This window comes from Streptomyces sp. NPDC001744 (assembly GCF_042892575.1).
Classification (GTDB): Bacteria; Actinomycetota; Actinomycetes; order Streptomycetales; family Streptomycetaceae; genus Streptomyces.
Genome location: NZ_JBIAUG010000008.1, coordinates 102,322 through 129,203 on the forward strand (window position 1 = coordinate 102,322; position 26,882 = coordinate 129,203).

General features: G+C 73.6%; 20 protein-coding genes. 10 read left to right on the forward strand and 10 right to left on the reverse strand.

Annotated elements, in window-relative coordinates; all coding sequences use genetic code 11:
- Complete coding sequence (locus ACFYZY_RS12390) at positions 1-2,376, reverse strand: PQQ-binding-like beta-propeller repeat protein (protein WP_388692644.1); 2,376 nt, start codon at positions 2,374-2,376, stop codon at positions 1-3.
- 229 nt (positions 2,377-2,605) lie between these two features.
- Between ACFYZY_RS12390 and ACFYZY_RS12395 the strand changes: the two genes are divergently transcribed.
- The 8 genes from ACFYZY_RS12395 to ACFYZY_RS12430 all read left to right on the forward strand — a co-directional run bounded on the left by ACFYZY_RS12395 (position 2,606) and on the right by ACFYZY_RS12430 (position 13,567).
- Positions 2,606-4,411 carry an ABC-F family ATP-binding cassette domain-containing protein gene (locus tag ACFYZY_RS12395; RefSeq protein WP_388692645.1) on the forward strand — a complete coding sequence of 602 codons (1,806 nt, stop codon included), beginning with the start codon at positions 2,606-2,608 and terminating at the stop codon, positions 4,409-4,411.
- A gap of 113 nt (positions 4,412-4,524) precedes the next feature.
- Positions 4,525-6,381, forward strand: a complete 1,857-nt coding sequence (locus ACFYZY_RS12400) for a PQQ-binding-like beta-propeller repeat protein (RefSeq protein ID WP_388692646.1) — start codon at positions 4,525-4,527, stop codon at positions 6,379-6,381.
- A 13-nt stretch (positions 6,382-6,394) separates the two neighbouring features.
- Positions 6,395-8,266, forward strand: a complete 1,872-nt coding sequence (locus ACFYZY_RS12405; protein WP_388692647.1) for a PQQ-binding-like beta-propeller repeat protein — start codon at positions 6,395-6,397, stop codon at positions 8,264-8,266.
- A gap of 238 nt (positions 8,267-8,504) precedes the next feature.
- Positions 8,505-9,221 carry a LuxR C-terminal-related transcriptional regulator gene (locus ACFYZY_RS12410; RefSeq protein WP_388692887.1) on the forward strand — a complete coding sequence of 239 codons (717 nt, stop codon included), beginning with the start codon at positions 8,505-8,507 and terminating at the stop codon, positions 9,219-9,221.
- A gap of 125 nt (positions 9,222-9,346) precedes the next feature.
- The gene (gene galT, locus ACFYZY_RS12415) at positions 9,347-10,390 is read left to right on the forward strand and encodes a galactose-1-phosphate uridylyltransferase (protein ID WP_388692649.1); all 1,044 of its coding nucleotides are present in this window, start codon (positions 9,347-9,349) and stop codon (positions 10,388-10,390) included.
- Positions 10,387-11,358 carry a UDP-glucose 4-epimerase GalE gene (galE, locus tag ACFYZY_RS12420; protein ID WP_388692651.1) on the forward strand — a complete coding sequence of 324 codons (972 nt, stop codon included), beginning with the start codon at positions 10,387-10,389 and terminating at the stop codon, positions 11,356-11,358. Before galT ends, galE begins: the two co-directional genes overlap by 4 nt.
- Positions 11,355-12,491 carry a galactokinase gene (gene galK / locus ACFYZY_RS12425; RefSeq protein WP_388692653.1) on the forward strand — a complete coding sequence of 379 codons (1,137 nt, stop codon included), beginning with the start codon at positions 11,355-11,357 and terminating at the stop codon, positions 12,489-12,491. Before galE ends, galK begins: the two co-directional genes overlap by 4 nt.
- Positions 12,492-12,736: 245 nt before the next feature.
- Positions 12,737-13,567 (forward strand): LuxR C-terminal-related transcriptional regulator, encoded by an 831-nt coding sequence (locus ACFYZY_RS12430; protein WP_388692655.1) that lies wholly within the window; start codon positions 12,737-12,739, stop codon positions 13,565-13,567.
- Here the strand turns inward: ACFYZY_RS12430 and ACFYZY_RS12435 are convergent.
- Positions 13,526-14,023 carry a MarR family winged helix-turn-helix transcriptional regulator gene (locus ACFYZY_RS12435; RefSeq protein WP_388692656.1) on the reverse strand — a complete coding sequence of 166 codons (498 nt, stop codon included), beginning with the start codon at positions 14,021-14,023 and terminating at the stop codon, positions 13,526-13,528. The genes ACFYZY_RS12430 and ACFYZY_RS12435 overlap by 42 nt on opposite strands.
- Before the next feature lie 164 nt (positions 14,024-14,187).
- Between ACFYZY_RS12435 and ACFYZY_RS12440 the strand changes: the two genes are divergently transcribed.
- Entirely contained in the window at positions 14,188-15,021 is an 834-nt protein-coding gene (locus ACFYZY_RS12440; protein ID WP_388692657.1) for a trans-aconitate 2-methyltransferase, read from the forward strand.
- 81 nt (positions 15,022-15,102) lie between these two features.
- Here the strand turns inward: ACFYZY_RS12440 and ACFYZY_RS12445 are convergent, their stop codons facing one another.
- The 4 genes from ACFYZY_RS12445 to ACFYZY_RS12460 all read right to left on the reverse strand — a co-directional run bounded on the left by ACFYZY_RS12445 (position 15,103) and on the right by ACFYZY_RS12460 (position 20,906).
- Positions 15,103-16,737 (reverse strand): FG-GAP repeat domain-containing protein, encoded by a 1,635-nt coding sequence (locus ACFYZY_RS12445; RefSeq protein ID WP_388692658.1) that lies wholly within the window; start codon positions 16,735-16,737, stop codon positions 15,103-15,105.
- 337 nt (positions 16,738-17,074) lie between these two features.
- A complete protein-coding gene (locus ACFYZY_RS12450) occupies positions 17,075-18,811 on the reverse strand; it encodes an FG-GAP repeat domain-containing protein (protein ID WP_388692660.1) in 1,737 nt (578 codons plus the stop codon).
- A 425-nt stretch (positions 18,812-19,236) separates the two neighbouring features.
- Positions 19,237-19,926 (reverse strand): TetR/AcrR family transcriptional regulator, encoded by a 690-nt coding sequence (locus ACFYZY_RS12455; protein ID WP_388692662.1) that lies wholly within the window; start codon positions 19,924-19,926, stop codon positions 19,237-19,239.
- On the reverse strand, positions 19,923-20,906 hold the full coding sequence (locus ACFYZY_RS12460; RefSeq protein ID WP_388692664.1) for an acyl-CoA desaturase: 984 nt from the start codon (positions 20,904-20,906) through the stop codon (positions 19,923-19,925). The genes ACFYZY_RS12455 and ACFYZY_RS12460 overlap by 4 nt, the downstream gene beginning before the upstream one ends.
- A 240-nt stretch (positions 20,907-21,146) precedes the next feature.
- Here ACFYZY_RS12460 and ppc point away from each other — a divergent pair, with 240 nt between their 5' ends.
- The gene (ppc, locus tag ACFYZY_RS12465; RefSeq protein WP_388692666.1) at positions 21,147-23,888 is read left to right on the forward strand and encodes a phosphoenolpyruvate carboxylase; all 2,742 of its coding nucleotides are present in this window, start codon (positions 21,147-21,149) and stop codon (positions 23,886-23,888) included.
- Between the two features lie 67 nt (positions 23,889-23,955).
- Here the strand turns inward: ppc and ACFYZY_RS12470 are convergent, their stop codons facing one another.
- The 4 genes from ACFYZY_RS12470 to ACFYZY_RS12485 form a co-directional block, all read right to left on the reverse strand.
- Entirely contained in the window at positions 23,956-24,795 is an 840-nt protein-coding gene (locus tag ACFYZY_RS12470; protein ID WP_388692668.1) for an LPXTG cell wall anchor domain-containing protein, read from the reverse strand.
- Positions 24,796-25,047: 252 nt separating this feature from the next.
- Positions 25,048-25,491 carry a hypothetical protein gene (locus ACFYZY_RS12475; protein ID WP_388692670.1) on the reverse strand — a complete coding sequence of 148 codons (444 nt, stop codon included), beginning with the start codon at positions 25,489-25,491 and terminating at the stop codon, positions 25,048-25,050.
- Between the two features lie 39 nt (positions 25,492-25,530).
- Positions 25,531-26,127, reverse strand: a complete 597-nt coding sequence (pth, locus tag ACFYZY_RS12480; RefSeq protein ID WP_388692672.1) for an aminoacyl-tRNA hydrolase — start codon at positions 26,125-26,127, stop codon at positions 25,531-25,533.
- A 105-nt stretch (positions 26,128-26,232) separates the two neighbouring features.
- On the reverse strand, positions 26,233-26,820 hold the full coding sequence (locus tag ACFYZY_RS12485) for a 50S ribosomal protein L25/general stress protein Ctc (protein ID WP_388692674.1): 588 nt from the start codon (positions 26,818-26,820) through the stop codon (positions 26,233-26,235).
- Positions 26,821-26,882 lie beyond the last annotated feature (62 nt).

The window sequence follows — 26,882 nt, forward strand, 5'->3', positions numbered from 1 at the left end:
TCAGGCTCCGTTCGCGTCCAGCGCGGCGACGGTCGTCGCCCCGACGTCGGAGACGCACAGCCTCCGGTCTCCGGCGCTCCAGGCGAGTTTCAGGGGATCGCTCCCCTTGAATCCGCCGTACTTCCAGCGCGGCGCGCCGTCCGAGGCGGAGAACGCCCAGAGCGTGCCGTCCGCCCCCATCCGGTACACGTTCCCGTCGGCGTGCAGCAGCCGGGCGCCCCGGGCGGTGGGCTTCGCGGTCTCGGCGGGGAGGGGCGTGCGCCAGCGGGTCCTCCCGTCCGTCGCGTCCAGCGCGACCAGCGACAGGCCGCCGTCCCCGTCCCGCCCCAGGGCGAAGACGACCGCGCCCTCGTCGTCGGTCGCGACGCCGCCGCCCCTGACGGAGGCCACGACGATCCCCGGCACCCGCCAGACCTGCCGGCCGGTCGCCGGTTCCAGCGCGGACAGCGTGCCCCCCGCGTCGCCGACGAGGAAGGACCGCCCGGCCGCCCCGACCAGGGCGGCGGCGAACTCCTTCGTCCAGGCGACCCTGCCCCCGCCGTCCAGCGCGACGAGCCGTTCGGTGTCGGCGTACAGCAGGCCGTCGCCGTGGCGCGGCAGCCCCCAGAAGACGGGCATCGCCTCCGTGGAGTGGACCCAGGCGGTCCGGCGCGCGGCCGGGTCGAGCGCCCACACCGCCGCCGGGGAGGTGGCGGCCCCGGCGGGCAGCAGGGGGAACAGGTGGGCGCGGCCCGCGCGGACGCCGGCGAAGGAGAGCACGCCGATGGCGGGCGGATCGTCGAGGAGGACCGTCCGGGCGTCCTTGCCGTCGGTCATGCGGACCCCCAGCACCATGGCCCTGGAACCGGACAGGAAGTCCCCCGAGGGGGACGCCGGCGTCCCGAACCTCGACCCGGCGACGTACAGCCGGTCGCCGTCCACGGCGGCGACCGCCCGGACGTTGGGGCCCGTCACGGAGGGGATCAGCCGGTGATCGGCGCTCTTCACCGTCCACTTGGTACGGCCCTGCCCGTCCAGTCCCACGATCCGCTCCAGCATCACGCAGGCGACGGTCCCGCTCCCGGGGACCACCTGCGCGACGGAGGCGGGAAGCCGCGCCTGCCAGGCCAACCGCGCGTCGCGCACGCTCTCGGGGGACGGCCGGCGGAGCGCGGCGCCGGGGCTTCCCGTACGGGCGGAGCCCTTCGCGTCGCCGGTCGTCCCGCCGCCGCGGTTCAGCGTCAGGACGGTCCCGGCCCCGGCGGTGAGCGCGCCGGCGGCCAGGCCGAGGAGCAGCCTCCGCCGGCCGGGCCCCCGCCCGGTCCCGTCCCGGTCTCCCGTCCCGGCCGGGGCGGGGAGGGGCAGCGTCGGTCCCGTCGCGGGGGTCCCGGGGGCGGACGGCTCCGGGGCGGGGGGAGGCGCCGCGAGGGCGGCCCGCAGGGCGAGGACGTCGGCGGCGACGGGCGCGGGCAGCCAGCCCTCCGAGGGGCGGGGCGCGTCCGCCGGGGAACCGGGGCGCGGGGCCCCGGCGAGCAGGGCCAGCCGGGGGTCGGGCCGGTCGCCGGGGCCGGACGCGGGCCGGGGGACGGCCCCGGGGTCCGTCCCCTCGACGGCGGCGATCACCTCGCGCGGGGAGGGACGCTCCGCCGGGTCCTTGGCCAGGCAGCGCCCGACCAGCGGGCGCAGGCTCTCCGGGACGGCCGACAGGTCCGGCTCGGTGTGCACCACCCGGAACAGCACCGCGGCCCCCGCGCCGTCCCCGAACGGGCTCTCCCCGCAGGCCGCGAAGGCGACCGTCGTCCCCAGCGAGAACACGTCGCTCGCCGGGGTGAGGTGCCGGCCGAGGGCCTGCTCGGGGGACATGTACGGGGCCGAGCCGATCACCGAGCCGGTGGAGGTCAGGGCCGTGCCGTCGGTGGCCCGCGCGATGCCGAAGTCGATGACGTGCGGCCCGTCCAGGGCGAGCAGCACATTGGCCGGTTTCAGGTCCCGGTGGACCACTCCCGCGGCGTGCACCCCCACCAGGGCCTCCGCGAGGCCCGCCGTCAGCATCCGCAGCGCGGTCTCCGGCAGCGGCCCGTGCGCGGCGACCGCCCGGCTCAGCGGGACGCCCGCCACGAACGCCGTCGCCATCCACGGCAGCCCGGCGTCCGGGTCGGCGTCCACGACGGGAGCGGTGAACGCCCCCGACACCAGCCGCGCCGCCGCCACCTCGCGCCGGAACCGGTCGCGGAACCCGTCGTCCCCCGCGAGCTCCGGCCGCACCACCTTCACGGCCACCGTGCGGCCTCCGGACGACCGCCCCAGGTACACCGCGCCCATGCCGCCCGCGCCGAGCCGCCCGACGAGCGTGTACGGGCCGACCTGCCGCGGGTCGCTCCCGGCGAGTCGCTCCACGCGTGATCTCCCTCCCCCGTGAGGCCCCACAGGGTAGTGCCGGCCGCCCCCGGGGGAAGGGCGTTCGCGCGGACCGGACCGGATCGGGTGGCACCGGCAGGCCGGCTCCCCGCCCGCCCCGGCGACGGCTCCGGCGACGGCGGGAACCGAACCGGTCCCTCACGGAGAGTGACGAGCCGCCCCACGGTCTACCCTGGACGTCGATCGATCACCCGGTACAGGAGTCAACGTGGCCGTCAACCTGGTCAATGTCGAGAACGTCAGCAAGGTGTACGGCACCCGTGCCCTGCTCGACGGGGTCTCGCTCGGTGTCTCCGAAGGGGACCGGATCGGGGTCGTGGGCCGCAACGGCGACGGCAAGACCACCCTGATCCGCATGCTCGCCAGGCTGGAGGAGGCCGACACCGGCCGCGTCACCCACAGCGGCGGGCTGCGCCTCGGCGTCCTCACCCAGCACGACTCGCTCGACCCGGAGGCCACGGTCCGGCACGAGGTCATCGGCGTCATGGCCGACCACGAGTGGGCGGGCAGCGCCAAGATCCGCGACGTGCTCACCGGGCTCTTCGGCGGGCTCGACCTGCCCGGCTTCGAGAAGGGCCTCGACACCGTCATCGGCCCGCTCTCCGGCGGCGAGCGGCGCCGGATCGCGCTCGCCAAGCTCCTCATCGAGGACCAGGACCTCATCGTCCTCGACGAGCCCACCAACCACCTCGACGTCGAGGGCATCGCCTGGCTCGCCCAGCACCTGCGGGAGCGCCGCTCGGCGCTCGTCTGCGTCACCCACGACCGCTGGTTCCTCGACCAGGTCTGCACCCGCATGTGGGACGTGCAGCGCGGTGACGTGCACGAGTACGAGGGCGGCTACTCCGACTACGTCTTCGCCCGCGCCGAGCGCGAGCGGATCGCGGCCACGGAGGAGACCAAGCGGCAGAACCTCATGCGCAAGGAGCTGGCCTGGCTGCGGCGCGGCGCCCCCGCCCGCACCTCCAAGCCCCGCTACCGCATCGAGGCCGCCAACGAACTGATCGCGGACGTGCCGCCGCCGCGCGACACCAGCGAGCTGATGAAGTTCGCCAACGCGCGCCTGGGCAAGACGGTCTTCGACCTGGAGGACGTGACCGTCACCGCCGGTCCTAAGGAGCTGCTCAGGCACCTCACCTGGCAGCTCGGCCCCGGCGACCGCGTCGGCCTCGTCGGCGTCAACGGCGCGGGCAAGACCTCCCTCCTGCGGGCGCTCGCGGACGCCGCCCGCAGCGGCGGCGAGGTCCAGCCCGCCGTCGGCCGGATCGTCGTCGGCAAGACCGTCCGGCTCGCCTACCTCTCCCAGGACGTCACCGAGCTGCCCGGCTCGCTGCGGGTCCTGGAGGCCGTGCAGCAGATCCGCGACCGGGTGGATCTCGGAAAGGGCCGCGAGATGACGGCCGGGCAGCTCTGCGAGCAGTTCGGCTTCACCAAGGAGAAGCAGTGGACGCCGGTCGGCGACCTCTCCGGCGGCGAGCGCCGCAGGCTCCAGCTCCTGCGGCTGCTGATGGACGAGCCCAACGTCCTCTTCCTCGACGAGCCCACCAACGACCTCGACATCGAGACCCTGACCCAGCTGGAGGACCTCCTCGACGGCTGGCCGGGCTCCATGGTCGTCATCTCCCACGACCGGTTCTTCATCGAGCGCACCACGGACCGCACGTTCGCCCTGCTCGGCGACAGGACCCTGCGGATGCTGCCGCGCGGCATCGACGAGTACCTGGAGCGGCGCCGCAAGGCCGTCGAGGCGTCCGTCCCGGCGCCCGCCGCCGCCCCCGCCCAGCAGAAGCCGGGCGTCTCGGCGGCCGACGCGCGCGCCGCCAAGAAGGAGCTGCAGAAGGTCGAGCGGCAGCTCGACAAGGTCTCCGAGAAGGAGACCAAACTGCACGCGCGGATCGCGGCCGACGCCACCGACTTCGAGAAGGTCGCCAAGCTCGACGCGGAGCTGCGCGAACTCGCCGCGGAGCGCGAGGAGCTGGAGATGCGCTGGCTGGAACTGGCCGAGGACGCATAACGAGGGCATCACAGGCCGGTCCGCCCTTGGACACAAGGGGTGGACCGGCCGCTTTTGCGCCATGGCGCGGGTGGTAGAAAGAAAACCCGTTCACGCCAAGGGGGAAACCGCTGATGAGCCAGCCGCCCAGCAACCAGCCGCCGGGGGGCTTCGGAGCCCCTCAGGACCCGGACCGGTCCCCGGACCCGGGGCACCCGCCCGTACCGCCGGTCCCGCCGCAGGCCCCGCCCGCGCCGACGGCGCCGCCCACCGCCGCGCCCGGCCCGTACGGGCAGGCCCCGCAGCAGCCCGGATACGGCTACCCGCAGCAGCCGGGCCAGCAGCCCGGCCAGCCCGGTCAGCCCGGCCCGTACGGGCAGGCCGGCCCCTACGGGCAGCCGGTGCCGCCGCCCTACGGCTACCCGCAGCAGCCGGGGCAGCCCGGCCAGCCCGGACAGCCCGGCCCCTACGGGCAGCAGGCGGGCCCCTACGGCGGCTACCCCGGCCAGCCGGGCGCCCCGACCCCGCCGCCCGGTGGCGGCGGTCCCTCCAAGGGCAGGACCGGCCTGGTCGCCGGTGTGGCCGCCGCCGCCGTCCTGGTCGCCGCCGTCACGACCTGGGCGGTCGTCGGCGGTGGCGACGACGAGAAGGGGCCGGTGGCCGGGCCCACCAGCTCCGCCCCGCCCACCACCGCTCCCAAGCCCACCGCCTCGGTGGACCAGGGCGACGGCTCCGGCGACGGGCGTGAGGGCGGCGACGACCTCAACGCGGGCCGTCAGGCCGGCGAGGCCAAGGTGAACTGGCTCACCACGAACAACGTCGACCTGCCCCGCAACGGCTCCGACGCGTACGGCCCGTGGATCGTCGGCGACACCGTCGTCAGGGCCATGTACAAGCGCATCGAGGGCTACGGCCTCGGCGACGGCGCCGTGAAGTGGCAGGTGGACGTGCCGTTCAAGCTGTGCGCGGCGCCGGCGGCCCCCTCCGCCGACGGCCGCATGGTCTTCGCCTACCAGGAGAGCGCCAAGGACGGTGCCAAGTGCACCGAGCTCCAGCAGATCGACCTCAAGACCGGCAAGGCGGGCTGGAAGAAGAGCGTGCCCAAGCCCACGGGCCTGTTCGCGTTCTCCGACAACACCCTCGCCATCAGCGGCGACACGGTCACCGTCGCCGGCAGCAGCAGCGCCTACGGCTTCTCCCTCGCCGACGGCAAGCAGATCTTCACCGGCGCCACCACCGGCTGCAAGCCCTTCGCGTACGCGGGCGGCAGCAAGCTGATCGCCGCCATGGAGTGCCCGACGAACGGCTCCACCAAGAAGACCCAGGCGATCGGCGAGGTGGACCCCGCCACGGGCAAGCCCCGGTTCACCTACGCCCTGAAGGCGGACTGGGAGGTCGACAAGGTCTACTCGGTCGACCCGCTGGTCGTCTCGGCCACCCAGCGCGAGCAGAAGAAGTGGGCCGTCCTGGCCCTCAAGCCCGACGGCTCGCTCCGCTCGCAGATCCAGGGCGGTACGGACAAGTTCTCCGTCTCGTGCGGCGGCGGCGGCCTGGTCATCTTCGGCCGCAAGCTCCAGGGCTGCAACGGCGTCGCGGCCGACGCGAACACCTTCTACATGGCGACCGACACCGCGTACGGCAAGTCCAACGAGATCGTCGCCTTCGACCTGAACACCGGCAAGCCGAAGTGGCGCTCCACGGCCCCCGCCGAGCAGTCCATGCTCCCGCTGCGCATGGAGGGCTCCGACGTCCTGGTGTACGTGGGGCCCCGCTACAACAAGGGCGGCGCCACCGCCACCATCGCCCCGACCGGCGGCGCGCCGAAGGTCCTGCTCCAGCACCCGGTCTCCACGGCCCAGATCGAGAGCAGCTTCTTCTCCCCGGGCTACGCCTACGGCAACGGCGTCTTCGTGGTGTCGAGCGGGCGCGTGTCCGCGAGCTCCGACGCGGAGGAGAAGCAGGTCAAGACGATGATGGCCTTCAGCAAGTGAGGTACACGGACCGATGACGCAGCCTCCTCCGCCCCCGCCGAACCAGCCCCCGAACCAGCCCCCGGGTCCGCCGGGCGGCTTCGGGGCCCCGACGCCCCCGCCGCAGGAGCCCGGCCCCGGCCATCCGCAGCAGCCCCCGGTCGACCAGGGGTACGGCTATCCGCAGCAGCCTCCGGCCGGCCCGGGGTACGGCTATCCGCAACAGCCCCCGGCCGGCCCGGGCTACGGCTACCCGCAGCAGCCCCCGGCCCCGCCGCAGCAGCAGCCGTACGGCCACCCGGGCGGGCCGCAGCCGTACGGGGACCACCAGCAGCCGGTCCCGCCGCCGTACGGCTACCCGACCCAGCCCCAGCAGCCGCAGTACGGCGGTCACCCGCAGCCCGCACCGGCCCCGGGCGGCGGGAAGAAGCTGTCGGCCCAGCTCCAGATCGTCATCGCGGCGGCCGTCGCGATCGTCCTGATCGTCGGCGCCGGCATCTGGTACGCCGGGTCGCGCGGCGGCGACGACGAGGCCAAGGGGACGGGCGGCACCTCGCAGGGCTCCTCGCAGGGCTCCGGGTCCGGCGGCGGCGACACCGGCGGCAAGGGCATCGGCGGCGGAGGCAAGGAGAAGCCGTCCGCCGACACCCGGGCGAAGATCGGCTTCCAGATCCCGCAGCCGAAGGTCCCGGACGTCACCGACGTCGCCGGCTCCTGGATCACGGACAAGGCGTTCGTGAAGTCCGGCATCAACTCCCTCGTCGCCTACGACCTGGACAAGGGCACCGTCCTGTGGACGCTCCCGCTCACCGGCCAGGTGTGCGGCGCCTCGCGGCACATGACCGCCGACCACAAGGTGCCGATCCTGTTCGAGGCCGCCAAGCGGGTCGCGCCGCGCTACTACCAGCAGTGCACCGAGGTCGGCGTGGCCGACCTGAACACCGGCAAGCTGGTCTGGTCCGCCTCGGTCACCGGCGGTTCCGCCGGTGACGAGAAGGTGCGGTTCAGCGAGGTCACCCTCTCCGGGACGACCGTCGCGGCCGGCGGCGGCGACGGGGGCGCGGCCTTCGACATCGCCAACGGCAACGCGCGCTGGAAGCCGCAGTCCGACGCCGACAACTGCTACGACATGGGCTACGGCGGCGGCGAGGGCCTCGTCGCGGTCCGCAAGTGCGGGGCGTACGGCAGCGAGACGGTGCAGATCCAGAACCTCGACCCGATGACGGGCAAGCCGCTCTCGCAGTACAAGATGCCGTCCGGCGTGAAGTACGCGTCGATCGTCTCCACCAGGCCGCTGGTCGTCGCGGCCGACGTCGGCGACACCGCCGGCGACGGCAGCGGCATCTCGGACTTCTTCTCGATCGACGAGAAGACCGGGAAGCTGAAGGTGAAGATCGCGGCGTCGGCGGACCAGTACGCGGCCCGCTGCCGCTCGACCCGGGTCGAGTCCTGCACCCAGGCGGTCGTCGGCAACGGCCGGCTGTACGTGCCGACCGAGGAGCACGAGGGCTCCAGCGGCGAGTACGCCGACCGGACCAACGAGATCATCGCCTTCGACCTGACCACCGGGCGCACCGCCCCGGAGAAGGCCGACGCGGGCGACAAGTACACCCTCGTCCCCCTGCGGATGGACGGCGGCAACATCATCGCGTACAAGGTCCCGCCGTACGACAAGGGCGGCCGGATCGTCTCGGTCGACGGGGGCACGATGAAGGAGACGCTGCTCCTGGAGAACCCGGCGGCCAAGCCGACCCGGGACATCGAGAGGAGCTTCGGCCTGACCGGCTCCGAGCTCCAGTACCAGGACGGGCGGCTCTTCCTCTCGGACAACATGATCAGCAAGTCCCGGCCGACGGACAGCGGGCCGAAGGAGTACCTCGTGGTCTCCTACGCCGTCCCGCGCTGACGGCGGCACGCACCGAACGGCGGGCCCCTCCGGATCACCGGAGGGGCCCGCCGCGTTTCCCGCGCTCCCGGCGGCGCGGTGCTCCCGGCGTCCTCGGTGGTCCCCGTGGTCCGGCGTTTCCGGTGTCCGAGGTTGGCGCGGGGCGGGGCGGGGGAGCGTGTAGCTTGCCGGGTTCAGGCCCGTCCGGCTCTCCGGCGGCCAGGAACTCCGGCGGGCCCGGAGGAGGGGGATGACCGGGATGGGCGTACGCCTCGTGGTGGTCGACGACCACCGGCTGCACGCGGAGGCGCTCGCCTCGGCGCTGAAGCTGCGCGGGCACCGGGTGCTCGCGTCGGCCGCGCCGGTGGCGGGGGCGGCGGAGCTGGTGGTGAGCCGGGCGCCGGAGGTCTGTCTCCTGGGCACGGCGGCGCCGGAGGGACCGGGGACCTTCGACCCGGTCGCGCGGATCAAGCGGGAGCGGCCGCAGGTGGCCGTGGTGGTGCTCGGCCCGGTGCCGTCGCCGCGCGGGATCGCGGCGGCGTTCGCGGCCGGGGCGTCCGGGTACGTCCGCCACGACGAGCGCGTGGAGAACGTCGAGCGGGCCCTGGTGAAGGCCAGGGCGGGGGAGACGGCGGTGGCGCCGCAGCTCCTCCAGGGCGCCTTCGCGGAACTGCTCCATCCCTCGGCGCGGCCGGACGACGAGGGGCAGCGGCTGCTGCGGCTCCTGACGCGGCGGGAGGTCGAGGTCCTGACGCGGATCGCGGAGGGCGAGGACACCCGGCTGATCGCGGAGCGGATGAGGATCGCGCCGAGCACGGCGCGCACCCACGTGCAGCGGGTCCTGATGAAGCTGGAGGTCGGCTCCCGCCTGGAGGCGGCGGCCCTCGCGGCCCGCACCGGCCTCCTGGACCAGGCGGCGCCGGGCCGGACCGGGATTCCGGGCCGGACGGCTCCGGGGGCCGGTGCTCCTTCCTGATCCGGCGGCGCCGGGTCCCGGCCCCGTACCGCCGGGGCGGGACCGCCCTTGACCGCGATGTTCGAGTGTGGTTTTTTGTGAGCGGTTATGTTTGATCGTGCTTGGTCCTGCCCGGAGGGCACCCCGTGAAGAAGACCGCCACCACGCTCGCCGACGGGCGCGAGTTGATCTACTACGACGCGCGCGAGGGCACCGTCCGCGCCGCCGCCGACCCGCGCCCCCTCACCCCCGTCGCCTCCCGCTCCGAGATCCGGTACGACGAACTCACCGGCGACCCGGTCGTCATCGCCTCCCACCGCCAGACCCGCACCTACCTCCCGCCGGCCGACGCCTGCCCGCTCTGCCCCTCCCGGGACGGACACGAGAGCGAGATCCCCGAGGCGGAGTACGAGGTGGTGGTCTTCGAGAACCGCTTCCCCTCCCTCTCCGGCGGCGCCGGCCGCTGCGAGGTCGTCTGCTTCACCGACGACCACGCGGACTCCTTCGCCGACCTCACCGAGGAACGGGCCGCCCTCGTCCTCGACGCCTGGACCGACCGCACCGCCGCGCTCTCCGCCCTCCCCGGCGTCCAGCAGGTCTACTGCTTCGAGAACCGGGGCGCCGAGATCGGCGTCACCCTCCCCCACGCCCACGGCCAGATCTACGCCTTCCCCTACGTGACGCCCCGGACGGCCGCCACGAGGCGCCGGATCGACGAGCACCGGGCCGCGACCGGGCGGAACCTCTTCGACGACGTGGTGGCCCGCGAGCGGGCCGACGGCGAGCGGGTGGTCCTGGAGACCGCCCACTGGATCGCCTTCGTGCCGTACGCCGCCCGCTGGCCGTACGAGGTGCACCTCCACCCGAAGCGGCGGGTGCCCGACCTCCTCGCCCTCGACGGCGACGCCCGCGCGGAGTGCGCACGGGTCCTCCTGGAACTCCTCGGGCGCTTCGACCGGATCTTCGGCCCGGACGAACCGCCGACGCCCTACATCGCCGCCTGGCACCAGGCGCCGTTCACGGACGGGCGGCGCGAGGACTTCGGGCTCCACCTGGAGCTCTTCACCGTCCGCCGGGCCCCCGGCAAGCTCAAGTTCCTCGCGGGCACCGAGTCCGGCGCGGGCGCGTTCATGAACGACGTACGGCCGGAGGACGCGGCCCGGCGACTGCGAGAGGTGGCGGGCGCGTGACGCGCAGGTATCTGGTGACGGGCGGGGCGGGGTACGTGGGCAGCGTCGTCGCCGCCCACCTCCTGGAGCGGGGCCACCGGGTCACCGTCCTCGACGACCTCTCCACCGGTTTCGCCGAAGCCGTCCCGGACGGCGCCGAGTTCGTGGAGGGCCGCGTCCACTCCGCCGCGGAGTGGCTCGACGGCTCCTACGACGCCGTCCTGCACTTCGCCGCCTCCTCCCAGGTCGGCGAGTCCGTCGAGAAGCCGGAGAAGTACTGGGAGAACAACGTCGTCGGCACCGTCGCCCTGCTCGCCGCCATGCGCGCGGCCGGGGTCCGCCGGCTCGTCTTCTCCTCCACCGCCGCCACCTACGGCGAACCGGAGACCGTCCCGATCCCCGAGACCGCCCCCACCGCCCCCACCAGCCCCTACGGGGCGACCAAGCTGGCCGTGGACCACATGATCGGCGGGGAGTGCGCCGCCCACGGCCTGGCCGCCGCCTCGCTGCGCTACTTCAACGTGGCCGGGGCGTACGGCGCGTACGGCGAGCGCCACGATCCCGAGTCGCACCTGATCCCGCTCGTCCTCCAGGTCGCCCTGGGCCGGCGCGAGGCCGTCTCCGTGTACGGCGCGGACTACCCGACCCCGGACGGCACCTGCGTCCGTGACTACATCCACGTCGCCGACCTCGCCGAGGCCCACCTCCTGGCGCTCGACGCCGTGACGCCGGGCGAGCACCTGATCTGCAACCTGGGCAACGGCAACGGCTTCTCCGTCCGCGAGGTGATCGAGACCGTGCGGGAGGTCACCGGCCGTCCGGTCCCGGCGACCGCCGCCCCGCGCCGCCCCGGCGACCCGGCCGTCCTCGTCGCCTCCGCCGCCACCGCCCGCGAACGCCTCGGCTGGACCCCCTCCCGCCCCGGCCTGGCGGACGTCGTCGCCGACGCCTGGGCCTTCGCCCTGCGGAGGGAGGGGGAGCGCCCGTGAACGTCGCGGCCGGATTCGAAAGCCTCTACGGGGCCGCCCCCGACGGGATCTGGGCGGCTCCCGGCCGGGTCAACCTCATCGGGGAGTACACCGACTTCAACGACGGCTTCGTGCTGCCGTTCGCACTGCCGCAGGCCACCGTCGCCGCCGTCTCCCGCCGTGACGACGGCGTCCTGCGCCTGCACTCGGCCGACGCCGGGGGCGGGACCGTCCGGCTGGACGCCGCCGCCCCGGAGCCGCCCCCCGGCGACTGGACGGCCTACCCCGCCGGGGTCGTCCGGGCGCTGCGCGAGGCCGGGCACCCGGTGACGGGCGCGGACGTCCACCTCGCCTCGACCGTGCCGTCCGGCGCCGGGCTCTCCTCGTCGGCGGCCCTGGAGACCGCCGTGGCGCTCGCCCTGAACGACCTGTTCGGGCTCGGGCTCTCCCGGCCGGAGCTGGCCCGGATCGCCCAGCGCGCCGAGAACGCCTTCGTCGGCGTGCCCTGCGGGATCATGGACCAGATGGTCTCCGCCTGCGCGCGGGAGGGCCACGCCCTCCACCTGGACACCCGCGACCTGTCGTACCGTCAGGTCCCCTTCGACCCGGCCGCCGAGGGGCTGACGCTGCTCGTCGTGGACACCCGGGTGAAGCACGCGCTCGGGGACGGCGCGTACGCCGAGCGGCGCGCCGGGTGCGAGGCGGGCGCGCGGGCGCTCGGGGTGCGCGCCCTGCGCGAGGTGGACGCCGAGCGCCTGCCGGAGGCGCTCGCGCTCCTGGAGGACGACAGGACGCGCCGGTACGTGCGCCACGTCGTCTCGGACAACGCGCGCGTGGAGCGGACCGTCGCGCTCCTGGACGCCGGGGACGTCCGGGCGGTCGGCCCGGTCCTCACCGAGGGCCACGCCTCCCTCCGGGACGACCTGCGGGTCTCCTGCCCCGAGCTGGACCTCGTGGTGGAGACGGCGAACGCGGCCGGCGCGCTCGGCGCCCGGATGACCGGCGGCGGGTTCGGCGGCTCGGCCCTCGTCCTGGTCGAGGCCGGCCGGGCGGAGGCGGTCGCCGCCGCCGTCGAGCGGGCCTTCGCCGGGGCGGGCCACGCCCCTCCGGCCGTCTTCCCGGCCGTGCCGTCGACGGGCGCCCGCCGCCTCTGAGACCCCGCCGGCGGACCGGGCGCCGCCACCGGCCCCGCGGCGCCGGGCAGTTCCGCGAATCGGCCCCCGCCGTCCCGCCCCGCCTCTACTCTGAGGGGCGGTGCCGGCGGGGGCCGGTGCCGTCCGGGGGACGAGACCCGCCGACACGGCGCCGTGGGCGCGGGTGTCCGTCTCCCCGCGGCGGCGGCCGTGTCCGCGGCGGACCCGCCCCGGCGCCGTTCCCGCGCCGGTCCGTTCCCCGACGCTTGGGAGTGTCCGTGGCACGTGTCCGGGTCCTGGTGGTGGACGACCACCGCGTCTTCGCCGAGTCGCTGGCCGCCGCCCTCGCGGCGGAGCCCGACGTGGACGTCACCGCGGCGGGCAGCGGCCCGGCCGCCCTGCGCTGTCTGGAGCGCGGCGCGGCGGAGGGGCGCCGGTTCGACGTGCTGCTCGTCGACGCCGACCTCGGCGCGGGGCCGCCCGGGGCGGCCGCGGCCCGCGCGGCGTCCGACGACGGCGGGGGCGCGGCGGACGGGATCTCCCTGGTGGCCGGGGTGCGCCGGGTCCAGCCCGCCGTCCGCGCCGTCGTGCTCGCGGAGCGGGACGACCCCCGGCGGGCCGCGCTCGCCCTCCAGGCCGGGGCGTCCGGCTGGGTCGCGAAGGACTGCTCGCTCCAGCGGCTGCTCGCGGTGGTGCGGGGGGTGCTGAGGGACGAGACGCACCTGCCGCCGGCCCTGCTCACGGGCGTCCTGCGGGAGCTGACGGCGGCGCGCAGGCACCGCACGGACAGCGAGCGCCTGGTGGAGTCGCTGACCCCGCGCGAGCGGGAGGTGCTGCGCTGCATGGTCGCGGGCCTGGGCCGCAAGGCGGTCGCCGAGCGCCTCTTCCTCTCCCCGCACACGGTCCGCACGCACACGCAGAACGTCCTGGGGAAGCTGGGCGTGCACTCGACCCTGGCCGCGGTCGCGCTGGCCCGCCGGGCGGGCGTGGGACCGGCGGAGCCCGTGGGGGACGGGGACGCGCGGGCGGCGGAAGCCGTGCCCGCGCCCGCCGCCCTAACCGGGGACGTTGTCGAACGGGGCGGTCAACCGGCGTAGCAGCGCGGCCAGTTCGGCGCGCTGGGCGCCGGAGAGCCGGGCCAGGATGGCGCGCTCCTGGGCCAGGAGGCCGGCGAGGGCCTCGTCGGCGCGGTCGCGGCCCTCGGAGGTGAGCCGCACGAGGACCCCCCGGCGGTCGCTGGGGTCGGGGAGCCGCTCGACGAGGCCCTTCTTGGTGAGCCGGTCGATGCGGTTGGTCATGGTCCCGGAGGTGACCAGGGTCTGGGTGAGGAGCTGGCCGGGGGAGAGCTGGTAGGGCGCCCCCGCCCGGCGGAGCGAGGTGAGGACGTCGAACTCCCAGGGCTCCAGCTGGTGCTCGGAGAAGGCGAGCCGACGGGCGCGGTCGAGGTGCCGGGCGAGCCGCGAGACGCGGCTGAGCACCTCGAGCGGTTCCACGTCGAGGTCGGGGCGCTCGCGGCGCCATGCTGCGACCAGTCGGTCGACCTCGTCCTCCATGACGATCAGTGTAGAGGGTCTGTTGACATAAAGTCTCTTGAGATCAATTTTCTTGACCTAATATTTCTTGAGGTCAAGATATATTCTTCTGGACTATGGGGAAGGCACCCGGCCGGAACACCGTTCCGCTTTCGGCCATGCGTTTCAGCAAGGGGGCTCCGACCATGCAATTCGTGGAATCCGCCGCACCGACGTGGGACCCACAGCAGTACCTCCGCCATTCCGGCCACCGCACCCGGCCCTTCCTCGACCTGCTCGCCCGCATACCCGACCTGCCGGCCGCCGGCCGGCCCGCCCGCGTCGCCGACCTCGGCTGCGGCCCCGGCAACGTGACGGCCCTCCTCGCCGACCGCTGGCCCGACGCCCGCATCACCGGCTTCGACCTCTCGCCCGAGATGCTGGAGCGGGCCGACAAGGACTGGTCGGGGACCACCCGGGGCGGCGGCTGGATCGACTTCCGGCCCGCCGACGCCGCCCACTGGACACCGGAGGAGCCCTACGACCTGATCGTCTCCAACGCGGCCCTCCAGTGGGTCCCCGACCACGCCGAGTCCTTCGCCGCCTGGATCGACGGGCTCCGCCCCGGCGGCACCCTCGCCTTCCAGGTCCCCGGCAACTTCGTCTCGCCCAGCCACGCCCTGCTCGGCGAACTCTGCGACACCCCCCGGTGGCGCGACCGCCTCGGCGACCGGGGCCGCCGCTTCGTCCACGTCCTCGGCACCGCCGACTACCTCACCCGCCTCACCGGCCTCGGCTGCGAGACGGACGTCTGGGAGACCACGTACTGCCAGCTCCTCCAGGGCGAGGACCCCGTCCTCGACTGGGTCAAGGGCACCGCCCTGCGGCCCGTCCTCACCGCCCTGGGCGACGACCCCGAGGCGGCCGACGCCTTCCTCGGCCAGTACCGGGACCTCCTGCGCGAGGCGTACCCGCCCGGCCCGCACGGGACGGTCTTCCCGTTCCGCCGGATCTTCGCCGTCGCCCGCAGGCCGGCCTGATCCGGAGCCCCGCACCGCACGGCCCCGGACGCACGGGCGCCCCGCACCGGAACTCCGGTGCGGGGCGCCCGTCCGCGGTCCCTAGTACAGGGTGTTGTAGACCTGGTAGCCGGTGCCGATCCTGGCCCGGGGGCCGAAGGCGCCGGTCCCGGTGCCGAGGTAGCGGTACAGGTCGCCGTTCGCGGCCACGCCGAGCAGGTCGGCCTTGTTGTCGCCGTTCAGGTCGCCCGGCGCGACGATCTTGCCGTACGCGTTCCAGCTGGTGCCGATCCGCACCCGGCCCGCGAACGGGTTCGTCGCCGAGCCGGTGCCCCGGTACAGGTACAGGTCGCCCGCCTTGTCGCGGGCCAGCAGGTCCACGCGCCCGTCGCCGGAGTAGTCGCCCGCGCCGAGGATGCGGTTGTAGGCGTTCCAGCCGGTGCCGATCCTGATCCGGGAGGAGAAGCCGGTGCCCTCGCCGTTGCCCCGGTGCAGGTACAGGGTGCCGGAGCCGTCCCGGGCCAGCAGGTCGCCCCGCCCGTCGCCGTTCAGGTCGCCGGGGCCGACGATCGTGTTGTAGACGTGCCAGCTGCTGCCCAGGACGGTCTCGCCGTGGTACAGGGTGCCCCGGTACACCTGGAGCAGGTCGCCGTAGGTGTCGCCGTCGAGGTCGGCGGCGTACAGGAGGTCCGCCCCGGTCGCGTCGCCCTCCAGCGGGTCGCGCGCGGTCAGGCGGCCGTCGTTCAGGCCGCCGTACCAGTACACCGTGCCCTTGTTGTCACGGGCCATGAACGCGTTCTTGCCGGAGGAGGCGACGGCGCCCGAGCCGCTGAACTGGTCGACGGACCGCCCGCCCCGGTCGTAGCCGACCTGGACGCGGGTCGCGAGCCGGCCGTCACCCAGCCCGTGGTAGCTCCACAGGGCGCCCTTCTGGTCCCGGGCGTAGAGGTCGGCCCGGCCGTCGCCGTTCTGGTCGTCCATGGGGAAGAGCTGGTTGTAGACGTCCCAGCCGGTGCCCACCTGCTTGGCGGGCTTGAACGGCGCGGCCGGCTTGCCGGTGCTGCCGTAGAAGAACAGCTTCCCGGCCGGGTTGCGGGCGATCACGTCGCCCTTGCCGTCGCCGTCGTTGTCGCCGAGGCCCACGATCTGGTCGTAGACCCCCCAGTTCGTGCCGACCCGGGTGCGCGGGCCGAACGGCGAGGCGAGCCTGCCGGTGGCCAGGTACAGGTACAGGTCGCCGTTGTGCTGGCGGCCCATGAGGTCGGCCCTGCCGTCGCCGTTCACGTCACCCGGCGAGAAGACCTTGTTGTAGACCGTCCAGCTGCCGCCCGTCCAGGCGTGGTAGGCGTACGTCGAGTTCGCGCCGTAGAACAGTTCGAGCTGACCGTACTTCGAGACCGTGAGCACCTCGGGGGCGCCGTCGCCGTCCTGGTCGCCGATCGGCACGATGTCGTTCTTGAGGACGGTCGAGCCGCCCATGCCCGTCCACGCGCCCTCCGGCGAGGGGTCGGTGGTCAGGACGGTGTACAGCTGACCGTCCCACTCGCGGTTGAGCATGTCCGAACGGCCGTCGCCGTCCACGTCGAACCGCGCCGGGACGGCGGCGGTGGCACCGGCGGCGCGTGCCTGGCCGGACTGCGCCTCCGGGATCAGCTTCAGCGGCGAACGGTCGCGCTGCGGCTGCTCCACGACGGGCCGCGGCGCCGGGTCGGCCACCGCGGGGGACGCCAGCAGCATGCCGGAGGACAGGGCGAGAGCGGTGCATGTCGCGAGACGACGTGCGCGCCCGAGAAAAGCGGAACGCAAAGGATTCCCCCCTGGGGAACATGAGGACCTGGGCCCGGGGCAGGGCTCCGCGACGCCTTCGTACGGCAAGAGGCGCGTACGAAGGGCGAACACCCCCCCGGATGTGCGGGGAGTGTATCTCTGTTCGTTGACGAGGCAACCACCAATTTCCCGGATGCGTCAGGTCCGGGCCCCGCCGACGCGCTTGTCGCACGCGGAAGACCCCGGACGCGCGGGCGCCCCGCACCGGAACCGTCCGGTGCGGGGCGCCCGCGCGTCCTCACGCGCCTCAGTACAGGGCGTTGTAGATCTGGTAGCCGTAACCGACCCTGACGCGCGCCTTGAACGGTTGGGCCGCCTCGCCGGTGGCTTTGTAGAGGAACAGGTCGCCGTTGGGCGCGGCCCCGAGCAGGTCGCCCTTGCCGTCGCCCGTGAGGTCGCCGGGCGCCACCAGACGCGTGTACGCGTTCCAGCCGGTGCCGACCTGCGTGCGGGGCTTGAACACCTGGTCGGCCCGGCCCGTGCCCCGGTACAGCCACAGCGTCCCGGACCCGTCCCGGGCCACCAGGTCGTTCAGCCCGTCGCCGGTGTAGTCGCCCGAGCCGACGATCCGGTCGTACGCGCCCCAGCCGCCGCCGATCCGCAGGCGCGGGCCGAACGCGGTGCCGTAGACGTTGGAACGGTAGAGGTACAGGTCGCCGGCGCCGTCGCGGGCCAGCAGGTCGCCGCGCCCGTCGCCGTTCAGGTCACCGGGCCCCACCAGATGGTTGTAGACGCTCCAGCCGCTCCCGAAGTCGGAGTTCGGGCCGTAGAGGTGGTTCTGGTAGATCTCCAGGGTGTCGGAGATGCCGTCGCCGTCGAGCGAGTTGGCCTCGAAGAGGGTGAGGCCGCCGACCTCGCCGGTGTCGCTGATCCTCTTGCGGGGCGCCGGGATTCCGGTCTCCTGCGTCTTGTACCAGAAGAGCGTGCCGGCCTTGTCGCGGGCGGCGAACCCCTCCTTGCCCTGCGCCGGGACGTTGCCCGCGCTGCCTATCTGGGCGATGCCGGCACCCCAGGCGCCGACCGGACTCGACTGCGTGCGGGGGGCGAAGTGGCCGCCGCCCGTGCCCGCGTACGCCCACAGCGTGCCGTTGGCGTCCCGGGCGTACACGTCGCCGATGCCGTCGCCGTTGGCGTCGTCGGCCCCGACGATCTGGGTGTACGCCTGCCAGCCGTACCCGGTCTTGACGCGCGGCTTCAGGGAGGAGGGGCTGTCGGTGCTCCCGTAGTAGAAGAGGTCGCCCGAGGGCGTGCGGGCGACGAGGTCGCCCCTGCCGTCGCCGTCGCTGTCGCCGAGGCCGACCAGCTGGTCGTACGCCTGCCAGCCGTCGCCGATCTTCCGGCGGGCCTCGAACGGGGCGGTGGGCACGCCGGTGGCGACGTAGACCCACAGTTCGCCGGCGGGCGTGCGGGCCAGCAGGTCGGCGCGGCCGTCGCCACTGAGGTCGCCGGGGGAGAGGACCTTGTTGTAGATCTGCCAGCCGCCGCCGTTCCAGGGGGACGGCTCGCCCATCTGGGATCCGTAGATGTTCGTGTACATGACCAGCTTGCCGTCCGAGGACAGCGTCAGGAGTTCGGGACTGCCACCGGCCGCGTCCTGGTCGCCGATCGTGATGACGTCCTTGACGAACGACATGTCGCCGCCGGAGCGGAGGAGTTCCTGGCTCGCGGGGCTCGTGAGCTGGACTATGCGGAGCTGTCCGTTGTAGTCGCGGAATACCAGGTCGCTGCGGCCGTCGGCGTCGAAGTCGAAGCGCGGCGGGGTGCCGGCCGCCGAGGCACCGGCGATCCGGCCCCCCGTCCCCGCGGGGACCGGAGGCGGGACCGGGGCCGGGGCCCGGAGGGCGGGACCGGCCGGCTTGCGGAGCACCGGACGGGGCGCCGGGAGGTCGGCGGACGCGGGACCCGCGAGGAGCATGCCCGCGGAGAGCGCGAGGGCGGTGCAGGCGGCGACGCGACGGGCGCGTCCGGAGTCAAGGAAGAACAAGAATCCCCCCGGGATCGGAAGTTCGACGGGATCGCGCAGGGGGACTCGCGCGCACTCGAACAACGCCCCCACGTGCCTGTCGGCGCGTGGAGACGGCATCGCGCGAGGATGGGGCCACCCCCGAATGTGACCCGTAGTTTACCCACGCTCGCGCCGGGGACCAGAGGGTGGGAACCACATTCTGACTGCCCGGTAACTTTTTTGTCCGGAACGGGAGTTGATCAACGAACGGCGGTCCGGCGACCCGTCCCGCCGACGGGGGAGAGGCGGTCCGGCGACCGGCCCCGCCGACGGGGGAGAGGCGGTCCGGCGATCGGTCCCGCCGAGGGAGAGGGGTGGTGCGGTGCCCTGCTCCGCCGAGGGGGAAGGGACGGCCCGAGGACCCGCCCCGCCGACGGGAGGGCCACGGTGCGCGGTCCCGCTCCTCAGCTCTTCCGGTGCCCTATCAGCCGCGGCTTCTGCTCCAGGCCGTCCAGGCCGTGCCACGCCAGGTTCACCAGATGCGCCGCGACCTCCGCCTTCTTCGGTTTGCGCACGTCCAGCCACCACTGGCCCGTGAGCGCCACGCTGCCCACCAGGGCCTGCGCGTACAGCGGCGCCAGCTTCGGGTCGAAGCCGCGGGCCTTGAACTCCAGGCCCAGGATGTCCTCCACCTGCGTGGCGATGTCACTGATCAGCGACGCGAACGTGCCCGTCGACTGCGCCACCGGCGAATCCCGTACGAGGATCCGGAAACCGTCCGTGTAGTTCTCGATGTAGTCGAGCAGGGCGAACGCCGCCTGCTCCAGGAGCTCGCGCGGGTGCCCGGCCGTCAGCGCGCCCGTCACCCCGTCGAGGAGCTGGCGCATCTCCCGGTCGACCACGACCGCGTACAGCCCCTCCTTGCCGCCGAAGTGCTCGTACACCACCGGCTTGGAGACCCCGGCCTTCGCCGCGATCTCCTCCACCGACGTGCCCTCGAACCCCTTCGCGGCGAACAGCGTGCGGCCGATGTCGAGCAACTGCTCCCGGCGCTCCGCACCCGTCATCCGCACCCGCCGCCCGCGCCGGGGCTTCTGCTCTCCGCCGCTGCCGGCCCCGCCGGTCCTGCCCTCGATCGCCACGTCTTCCATCATGCCGCGTCTGCGGACGCGGCCCGGCGGCGGGCGTCGACGCGGGCCTTCGCCGGCCAGCGCACGTCGTAGGCCCAGCCCGCCTTCTCGAACCAGCGGATGAGGCGCGCGCTGGAGTCCACCTGGCCGCGCAGCACCCCGTGCCGGGCCGACGTCGGGTCCGCGTGGTGCAGGTTGTGCCAGGACTCGCCGCAGGACAGCACCGCCAGCCACCACACGTTGCCCGAACGGTCGCGCGACTTGAACGGACGCTTGCCCACCGCGTGACAGATCGAGTTGATCGACCACGTCACGTGGTGCAGCAGCGCCACCCGCACCAGCGAACCCCAGAAGAACGCCGTGAACGCGCCCCACCACGACCACGTCACCAGACCGCCCACCAGCGGCGGGATCGCCAGCGACACGATCGTCCACAGCACGAACTGGCGCGAGACCGCGCGGATCGCCGGGTCCTTGATCAGGTCGGGGGCGTACTTGTGCTGCGGCGTCTGCTCCTCGTCGAACATCCAGCCGATGTGCGCCCACCACAGGCCCTTCATCAGGGCCGGGACCGTCTCGCCGAACCGCCACGGCGAGTGCGGGTCGCCCTCCGCGTCCGAGAACCGGTGGTGCTTGCGGTGGTCCGCCACCCAGCGCACCAACGGCCCCTCCACCGCCAGCGACCCCATGACCGCGAGCGCGATCCGCAACGGCCGCTTCGCCTTGAACGAGCCGTGCGTGAAGTACCGGTGGAAACCGATCGTGATCCCGTGACAGCCGATGTAGTACATCGCCACCATCAGCCCGAGGTCCAGCCAGCTCACCCCCCACCCCCAGGCCAGCGGCACCGCCGCGAGCAGCGCCAGGAACGGCACCGTGATGAACAGCAGCAGCGTGACCTGTTCGACCGAACGCTTGCTGTCACCGCCCAGCGTGGCGGAGGGGAGGACGTCGGAACCGTCCGCCGTCCCGGTGGCCGAGGTCATCTCGGGGCTCATGGTCATGGGTCTCCCTGGGGGGGTGAGGGGAAAGGGGCGACGCGCGCGGAGGCGGACCTGTGGCTACGCCTCCGTAACCTACGGTGTCGTAAGTATGGCAGCGTCGTGACGCGCTGCAAGAGGGCACGAGAGGGGCCTGGCCGCCACCGGAGGGACGGCCACCTATCCTGTGTGCGTCGGACAGCGCGGTCCGCAAGCCTCCAGAACACCTCCAGACGTGCTCAAACACTGCAAGGAGCCGCACCTGTGAGCAGTGCCGACCAGACCCCCACCGCCAGCACCGAGCTGCGCGCCGACATCCGCCGACTGGGCGACCTCCTCGGCGAGACGCTCGTCCGCCAGGAAGGACCGGAACTCCTCGACCTCGTCGAGAAGGTCCGCCGCCTCACCCGGGAGGACGGCGAAGCCGCCGCCGAACTGCTCCGGGGCGTCGAACTCGAGACGGCCGCCAAGCTGGTGCGCGCCTTCTCCACCTACTTCCACCTCGCGAACGTCACCGAGCAGGTCCACCGCGGCCGCGAACTCCGCGAGAGGCGCGCCGCCGAGGGCGGCCTCCTCGCCCGCACCGCCGACATGCTCAAGGACGGCGACCCCGAACACGTCCGCGAGACCGTCAGGAACCTCAACGTACGGCCCGTCTTCACGGCCCACCCCACCGAGGCCGCCCGCCGCTCCGTCCTCAACAAGCTCCGCCGGATCGCGGTCCTCCTGGAGACCCCCGTCACCCGGAGCGACCGGCGCCGCACCGACCTGCGCCTCGCCGAGAACATCGACCTCATCTGGCAGACCGACGAACTGCGGGTGGTCCGCCCCGAGCCCGCCGACGAGGCCCGCAACGCCATCTACTACCTCGACGAGCTGCACGCCAACGCCGTCGGCGACGTCCTGGAGGACCTCGCCGCCGAGCTGGAGCGCGTCGGCGTCGAGCTGCCCGCCGGCACCCGCCCGCTGACCTTCGGCACCTGGATCGGCGGCGACCGCGACGGCAACCCCAACGTCACCCCCCAGGTCACCTGGGACGTCCTGATCCTCCAGCACGAGCACGGCATCACCGACGCCCTCGAACTGATCGACTTCCTGCGCGGCCTGCTCTCCCACTCCATCCGCTACACCGGCGCCACCCAGGAACTCCTGGACTCCCTCCGGCGCGACCTGGACCTCCTCCCGGAGATCAGCCCCCGCTACAAGCGCCTCAACGCCGAGGAGCCCTACCGGCTCAAGGCCACCTGCATCCGGCAGAAGCTCGTCAACACCCGCGAGCGCCTCGCCAACGGCACCCCGCACCAGGAGGGCCGCGACTACCTCGGCACCGCCGAACTCCTCCACGACCTCACCCTCATCCAGACCTCGCTGCGCGAGCACCGCGGCGGCCTCTTCGCCGACGGCCGCATGGAACGGGTCATCCGCACCCTCTCCGCCTTCGGCCTCCAGCTCGCCACCATGGACGTCCGCGAGCACGCCGAGGCCCACCACCACGCCCTCGGCCAGCTCTTCGACCGCCTGGGCGAGGAGTCCTGGCGGTACGCGGACATGCCCCGCGACTACCGGCGCAAGCTGCTCGCCAAGGAGCTGCGCTCCCGCCGCCCCCTCGCCCCCACCCCGGCCCCCCTCGACGCCGCCGGCGCCAAGACCCTCGGCGTCTTCCACACGGTCAAGGAGGCGTTCGAACGCTTCGGCCCGGAAGTCGTCGAGTCGTACATCATCTCCATGTGCCAGGGCGCCGACGACGTCTTCGCCGCCGCCGTCCTCGCCCGCGAGGCCGGACTGATCGACCTGCACGGCGGCTGGGCCAAGATCGGCATCGTGCCGCTCCTGGAGACCACCGACGAGCTCAGGGCCGCCGACGTCATCCTCGACGAGATGCTCGCCGACCCCTCCTACCGGCGCCTCGTCTCGCTCCGCGGCGACGTCCAGGAGGTCATGCTCGGCTACTCCGACTCCTCCAAGTTCGGCGGCATCACCACCAGCCAGTGGGAGATCCACCGCGCCCAGCGCCGCCTGCGCGACGTCGCCCACCGCTACGGCGTCCGCCTGCGCCTCTTCCACGGCCGCGGCGGCACCGTCGGCCGCGGCGGCGGCCCCTCGCACGACGCGATCCTCGCCCAGCCCTGGGGCACCCTGGAGGGCGAGATCAAGGTGACCGAGCAGGGCGAGGTCATCTCCGACAAGTACCTGATCCCGTCCCTGGCCAGGGAGAACCTGGAGCTGACGGTCGCCGCCACCCTCCAGGCGTCCGCCCTGCACACCGCGCCCCGCCAGTCCGACGAGGCCCTCGCCCGCTGGGACGCGGCCATGGACACCGTCTCGGACGCCGCCCACACCGCGTACCGAGGGCTGGTCGAGGACCCCGACCTGCCCGCGTACTTCTTCGCCGCGACCCCCGTCGACCAGCTCGCCGACCTGCACCTCGGCTCCCGGCCCTCCCGCCGCCCCGACTCCGGCGCCGGCCTCGACGGACTGCGCGCCATCCCCTGGGTGTTCGGCTGGACCCAGTCCCGCCAGATCGTCCCCGGCTGGTACGGCGTCGGCTCCGGCCTCAAGGCCCTGCGCGAGGGGGGCACGGGGCAGGAGGGCGCCTCGGTCCTGGCCGAGATGTACGAGCACTGGCACTTCTTCCGCAACTTCCTCTCCAACGTGGAGATGACGCTCGCGAAGACGGACCTGCGGATCGCCCGCCACTACGTCGACACCCTCGTCCCGGACGACCTCAAGCACGTCTTCGACACCATCCGGGCCGAGCACGAGCTGACCGTCGCCGAGGTCCTCAGGATCACCGGCGGCGAGAAGCTCCTCGACTCCAACCCGGTCCTCCAGCAGACCTTCGCCATCCGCGACGCCTACCTGGACCCGATCTCCTACCTCCAGGTCGCCCTCCTCGCCCGCCAGCGCGCGGACGCCGAGCGCGGCGAGGACCCGGACCCGCTGCTCGCGCGGGCCCTGCTCCTCACGGTGAACGGCGTGGCCGCGGGCCTGCGCAACACCGGCTGACCCCCCTCCGCACACGGGGAAGCCCCCGCCGGGACTCCGGCGGGGGCTTCCGTCGTGACGGGGTGCGTCAGTGCTGCTGGGCCTTGCGGCGGCGGGTCACCAGGACCGCGCCGGCGGCCGCGAGGGCCAGGGCCGCGGCGGCGATGATGCCGATCGGGGCGCCGGCGCCGGTCTCGGCGAGGTCGCCCTCACCGGGGGTGCCCGGGCCGCCGTTCCCGCCCGCGGGGGCGGTCGTGGCGGGCGACTCGGTGCCGCCGGGGGTCTCGGAGGCGCCCGGGGTCCCGGTCGGGGACGCGGACGTGCCCGGGGTGGTCGCGGACGGGGTGCCCGAGGGGGTGCCGGTCGGCGTGCCCGGGGTGGTCTCGGTCGGGGTGCCCGGGGTGGTCGCGGACGGCGTGCCGGAGGGGGTGCCCGGGGTGGTCTCCGACGGGGTGACCGAGGGGGTGCCGGTCGGGGTGCCCGGAGTGGTCTCGGACGGCTTGTCCGACGGGGTGGGGGCGACGCTCGCCGCGCAGGTGTGCGACAGGTTGAAGAAGCCCTGCTTCACCTTGCCGTCGACCACGGCGACCGCGGAGGTCAGCTTGGCACCGCGCTCGGAGGCCACGTAGGCGTGGTCGTCCTTCGGCGGGCCGAAGTCCTTGATCGTGATCGGGGCGCCGTCGTCGAACCGGACCGTCAGCTCGACGAAGTTCACACCGTTGCCGGGGATGACGAAGTGCCAGCCGTCCTTGTCGGCCGGGATGCTGCTCGGGCACTTGCCCTGCTCGTACGAGGCAGCCGTGATCGGCGTCTTCTGGTGCAGCTTGAGGTCGTACGTCTGGCCCGACGCCGAAGCCACCGGCGCGAGGATCAGGGAACCCGCTACGGCGGCGACGAGCGCGCCGGAAGATATGAGGGTGCGTCGCATGTGCGGTCGTCCATCTGTGGGATGAGGATGATGCCGTGGGAGGTGGCGGGGGCAGCCTATCCGTCGCTTTAAGTGAGCCTTAAGCCGGAGGCCCATAACGATTGCGCCAGGTACCGGCGAAATCCGGGCAGAGCGGCCGGGAAACACCCCACCGCGACCGGAGGAACCCCCCTCGCGGCCGGAAGGCCCCCACCGCGACCGGAGGAACCCCCCTCGCGGCCGGAAGGCCCCCACCGCGACCGGAGGAACCCCTCACAGCGCGAAGAACGCCGCCACCAGCAGAGCCCCGCCCAGGCCCGCCATCGACCACGCCGTCCGCGACAGCCGCAGCCCGCCGCCCACCAGCGGCGCCGCCAGCAGCAGCGCCCCGCCGAGCGGCAGCCAGGCGTGCAGACCACCGCCCCAGCCCGTCCGCACGCCCTCGTCCGTGCCCGGCTTCACCACGACCGGAATCGTCTCCCCCGGCTCCGCCGCCACCGAACGCCCGACCGTCAGCGTCCGGCGCCCCGGACCGGAGTCCCCCGGAACGTACCGGCCCGCACACCTCTCCTCACCGCACGAGACCACCGTCAGCGTCCCGTGCTCACGCCCCTTGGCGAACAGCACGTGCTGGGCGGAGCCCCACGAGGACCACACGCCCGCGACGACGAGGAGCAGGGCGACCAGGACCATGGCGGCGTTACGGACGTGCGTCATGACCCGCGATCGTACAGCCGCACCCCGTACGGGTGTTCCCTAGGAGTTGTACGCCGACTGCGCCCGCTCCAGACCCTCCGCCACCAGACACTCCACCGCGTCCGCCGCCCGGTCCACGAACCAGTCCAGATCCTTGCGCTCCGCCGACGAGAAGTCCTTCAGGACGAAGTCCGCCACCTGCATCCGGCCCGGCGGACGCCCGATCCCGCACCGCACCCGGTGGTACTCGGGACCCATCGCCTTCGTCATCGACTTCAGACCGTTGTGCCCGTTGTCGCCGCCGCCCCGCTTCAGCCGCAGCACCCCGTAGTCCACGTCCAGCTCGTCGTGGACCGCCACCACGTGCGCCACCGGCACCTTGTAGAAGTCGCGCAACGCCGTCACCGGACCGCCCGACAGGTTCATGTACGACATCGGCTTCGCCAGCACCACCCGGCGGCTCGAAGGACCGGGCGGACCCATCCGGCCCTCCACGACCTGCGCCTGCGCCTTCTGCGCCCGCTTGAACGAGCCGCGCATCCGCTCCGCGAGCAGATCCACGACCATGAAGCCGATGTTGTGGCGGTTGCCCGCGTACTCCGGCCCCGGGTTGCCGAGGCCCGCGATCAGCCAGGGCGCGTTGGCGTCGTCCGTCATGTGCGTCAGGTCTCCTCGTGTCCGTACAGGTCCCTACCCCCGCAAGGGAAAACGGGGTGACGGACCGTCCGGCCCGTCACCCCGTCACATGGCAGAGCCCGTGGCTCAGGCCTCGGCGCCCTCGGTGGACTCGCCCTCGGCGGCCGGCTCCTCGGCCTGCGCGGCCAGGACCTGGATCACCACGGCGTCGGCGTCGGTCACCAGGGTCGAGCCCTTCGGAAGCGCGATGTCCTTGGCGAGGATGGAGGCACCGGCCTCCAGGCCCTCCACGGAGACCGTGACGGCCTCGGGGAGGTGGGTGGCCTCGGCCTCGATGGACAGGGTGCCGAGCACGTGCTCCAGCAGGTTGCCGCCGGCGGCGAGCTCACCCTCGGTCTGGACCGGGATCTCGACCGTGACCTTCTCGCCGCTGCGCACGAGCAGCAGGTCGACGTGGATCAGGAAGCCCTTGATGGCGTCGCGCTGGACGGCCTTCGGGATCGCCAGCTCGGTCTTGCCCTCGACGTCCAGGGAGAGCAGGACGTTCGGCGTGCGCAGCGCCAGGGCCAGGTCGTGGGCCGGAAGGGTCACGTGCGCCGACTCCGAGCCGTGGCCGTAGACGACCGCGGGGACCTGGCCGTCACGGCGGATCGCGCGGGCCGCGCCCTTGCCGAACTTGGTGCGGACGGAAGCGGCGAGCTTGACCTCGGACATGGTGCACTCCTCGTGGGAAGGTGACGGAAAAGAGGTCACCCGGCCACGACTGGCGATGGCCT

Bases quoted from the DNA above. Each gene is read 5' to 3' on its own strand.
- ACFYZY_RS12435 (WP_388692656.1), bottom strand. From the start codon at position 14,023: ATGGAGGACGAGGTCGACCGACTGGTCGCAGCATGGCGCCGCGAGCGC.
- ACFYZY_RS12475 (WP_388692670.1), bottom strand. From the start codon at position 25,491: ATGACGCACGTCCGTAACGCCGCCATGGTCCTGGTCGCCCTGCTCCTC.
- pth (WP_388692672.1), bottom strand. From the start codon at position 26,127: ATGACGGACGACGCCAACGCGCCCTGGCTGATCGCGGGCCTCGGCAAC.
- ACFYZY_RS12485 (WP_388692674.1), bottom strand. From the start codon at position 26,820: ATGTCCGAGGTCAAGCTCGCCGCTTCCGTCCGCACCAAGTTCGGCAAG.
- ACFYZY_RS12455 (WP_388692662.1), bottom strand. From the start codon at position 19,926: ATGATGGAAGACGTGGCGATCGAGGGCAGGACCGGCGGGGCCGGCAGC.
- ACFYZY_RS12445 (WP_388692658.1), bottom strand. From the start codon at position 16,737: ATGCTGCTGGCGTCCCCCGCGGTGGCCGACCCGGCGCCGCGGCCCGTC.
- ACFYZY_RS12410 (WP_388692887.1), top strand. From the start codon at position 8,505: ATGGGCGTACGCCTCGTGGTGGTCGACGACCACCGGCTGCACGCGGAG.
- ACFYZY_RS12400 (WP_388692646.1), top strand. From the start codon at position 4,525: ATGAGCCAGCCGCCCAGCAACCAGCCGCCGGGGGGCTTCGGAGCCCCT.
- ACFYZY_RS12440 (WP_388692657.1), top strand. From the start codon at position 14,188: ATGCAATTCGTGGAATCCGCCGCACCGACGTGGGACCCACAGCAGTAC.
- ACFYZY_RS12470 (WP_388692668.1), bottom strand. From the start codon at position 24,795: ATGCGACGCACCCTCATATCTTCCGGCGCGCTCGTCGCCGCCGTAGCG.
- ACFYZY_RS12405 (WP_388692647.1), top strand. From the start codon at position 6,395: ATGACGCAGCCTCCTCCGCCCCCGCCGAACCAGCCCCCGAACCAGCCC.
- ACFYZY_RS12460 (WP_388692664.1), bottom strand. From the start codon at position 20,906: ATGACCATGAGCCCCGAGATGACCTCGGCCACCGGGACGGCGGACGGT.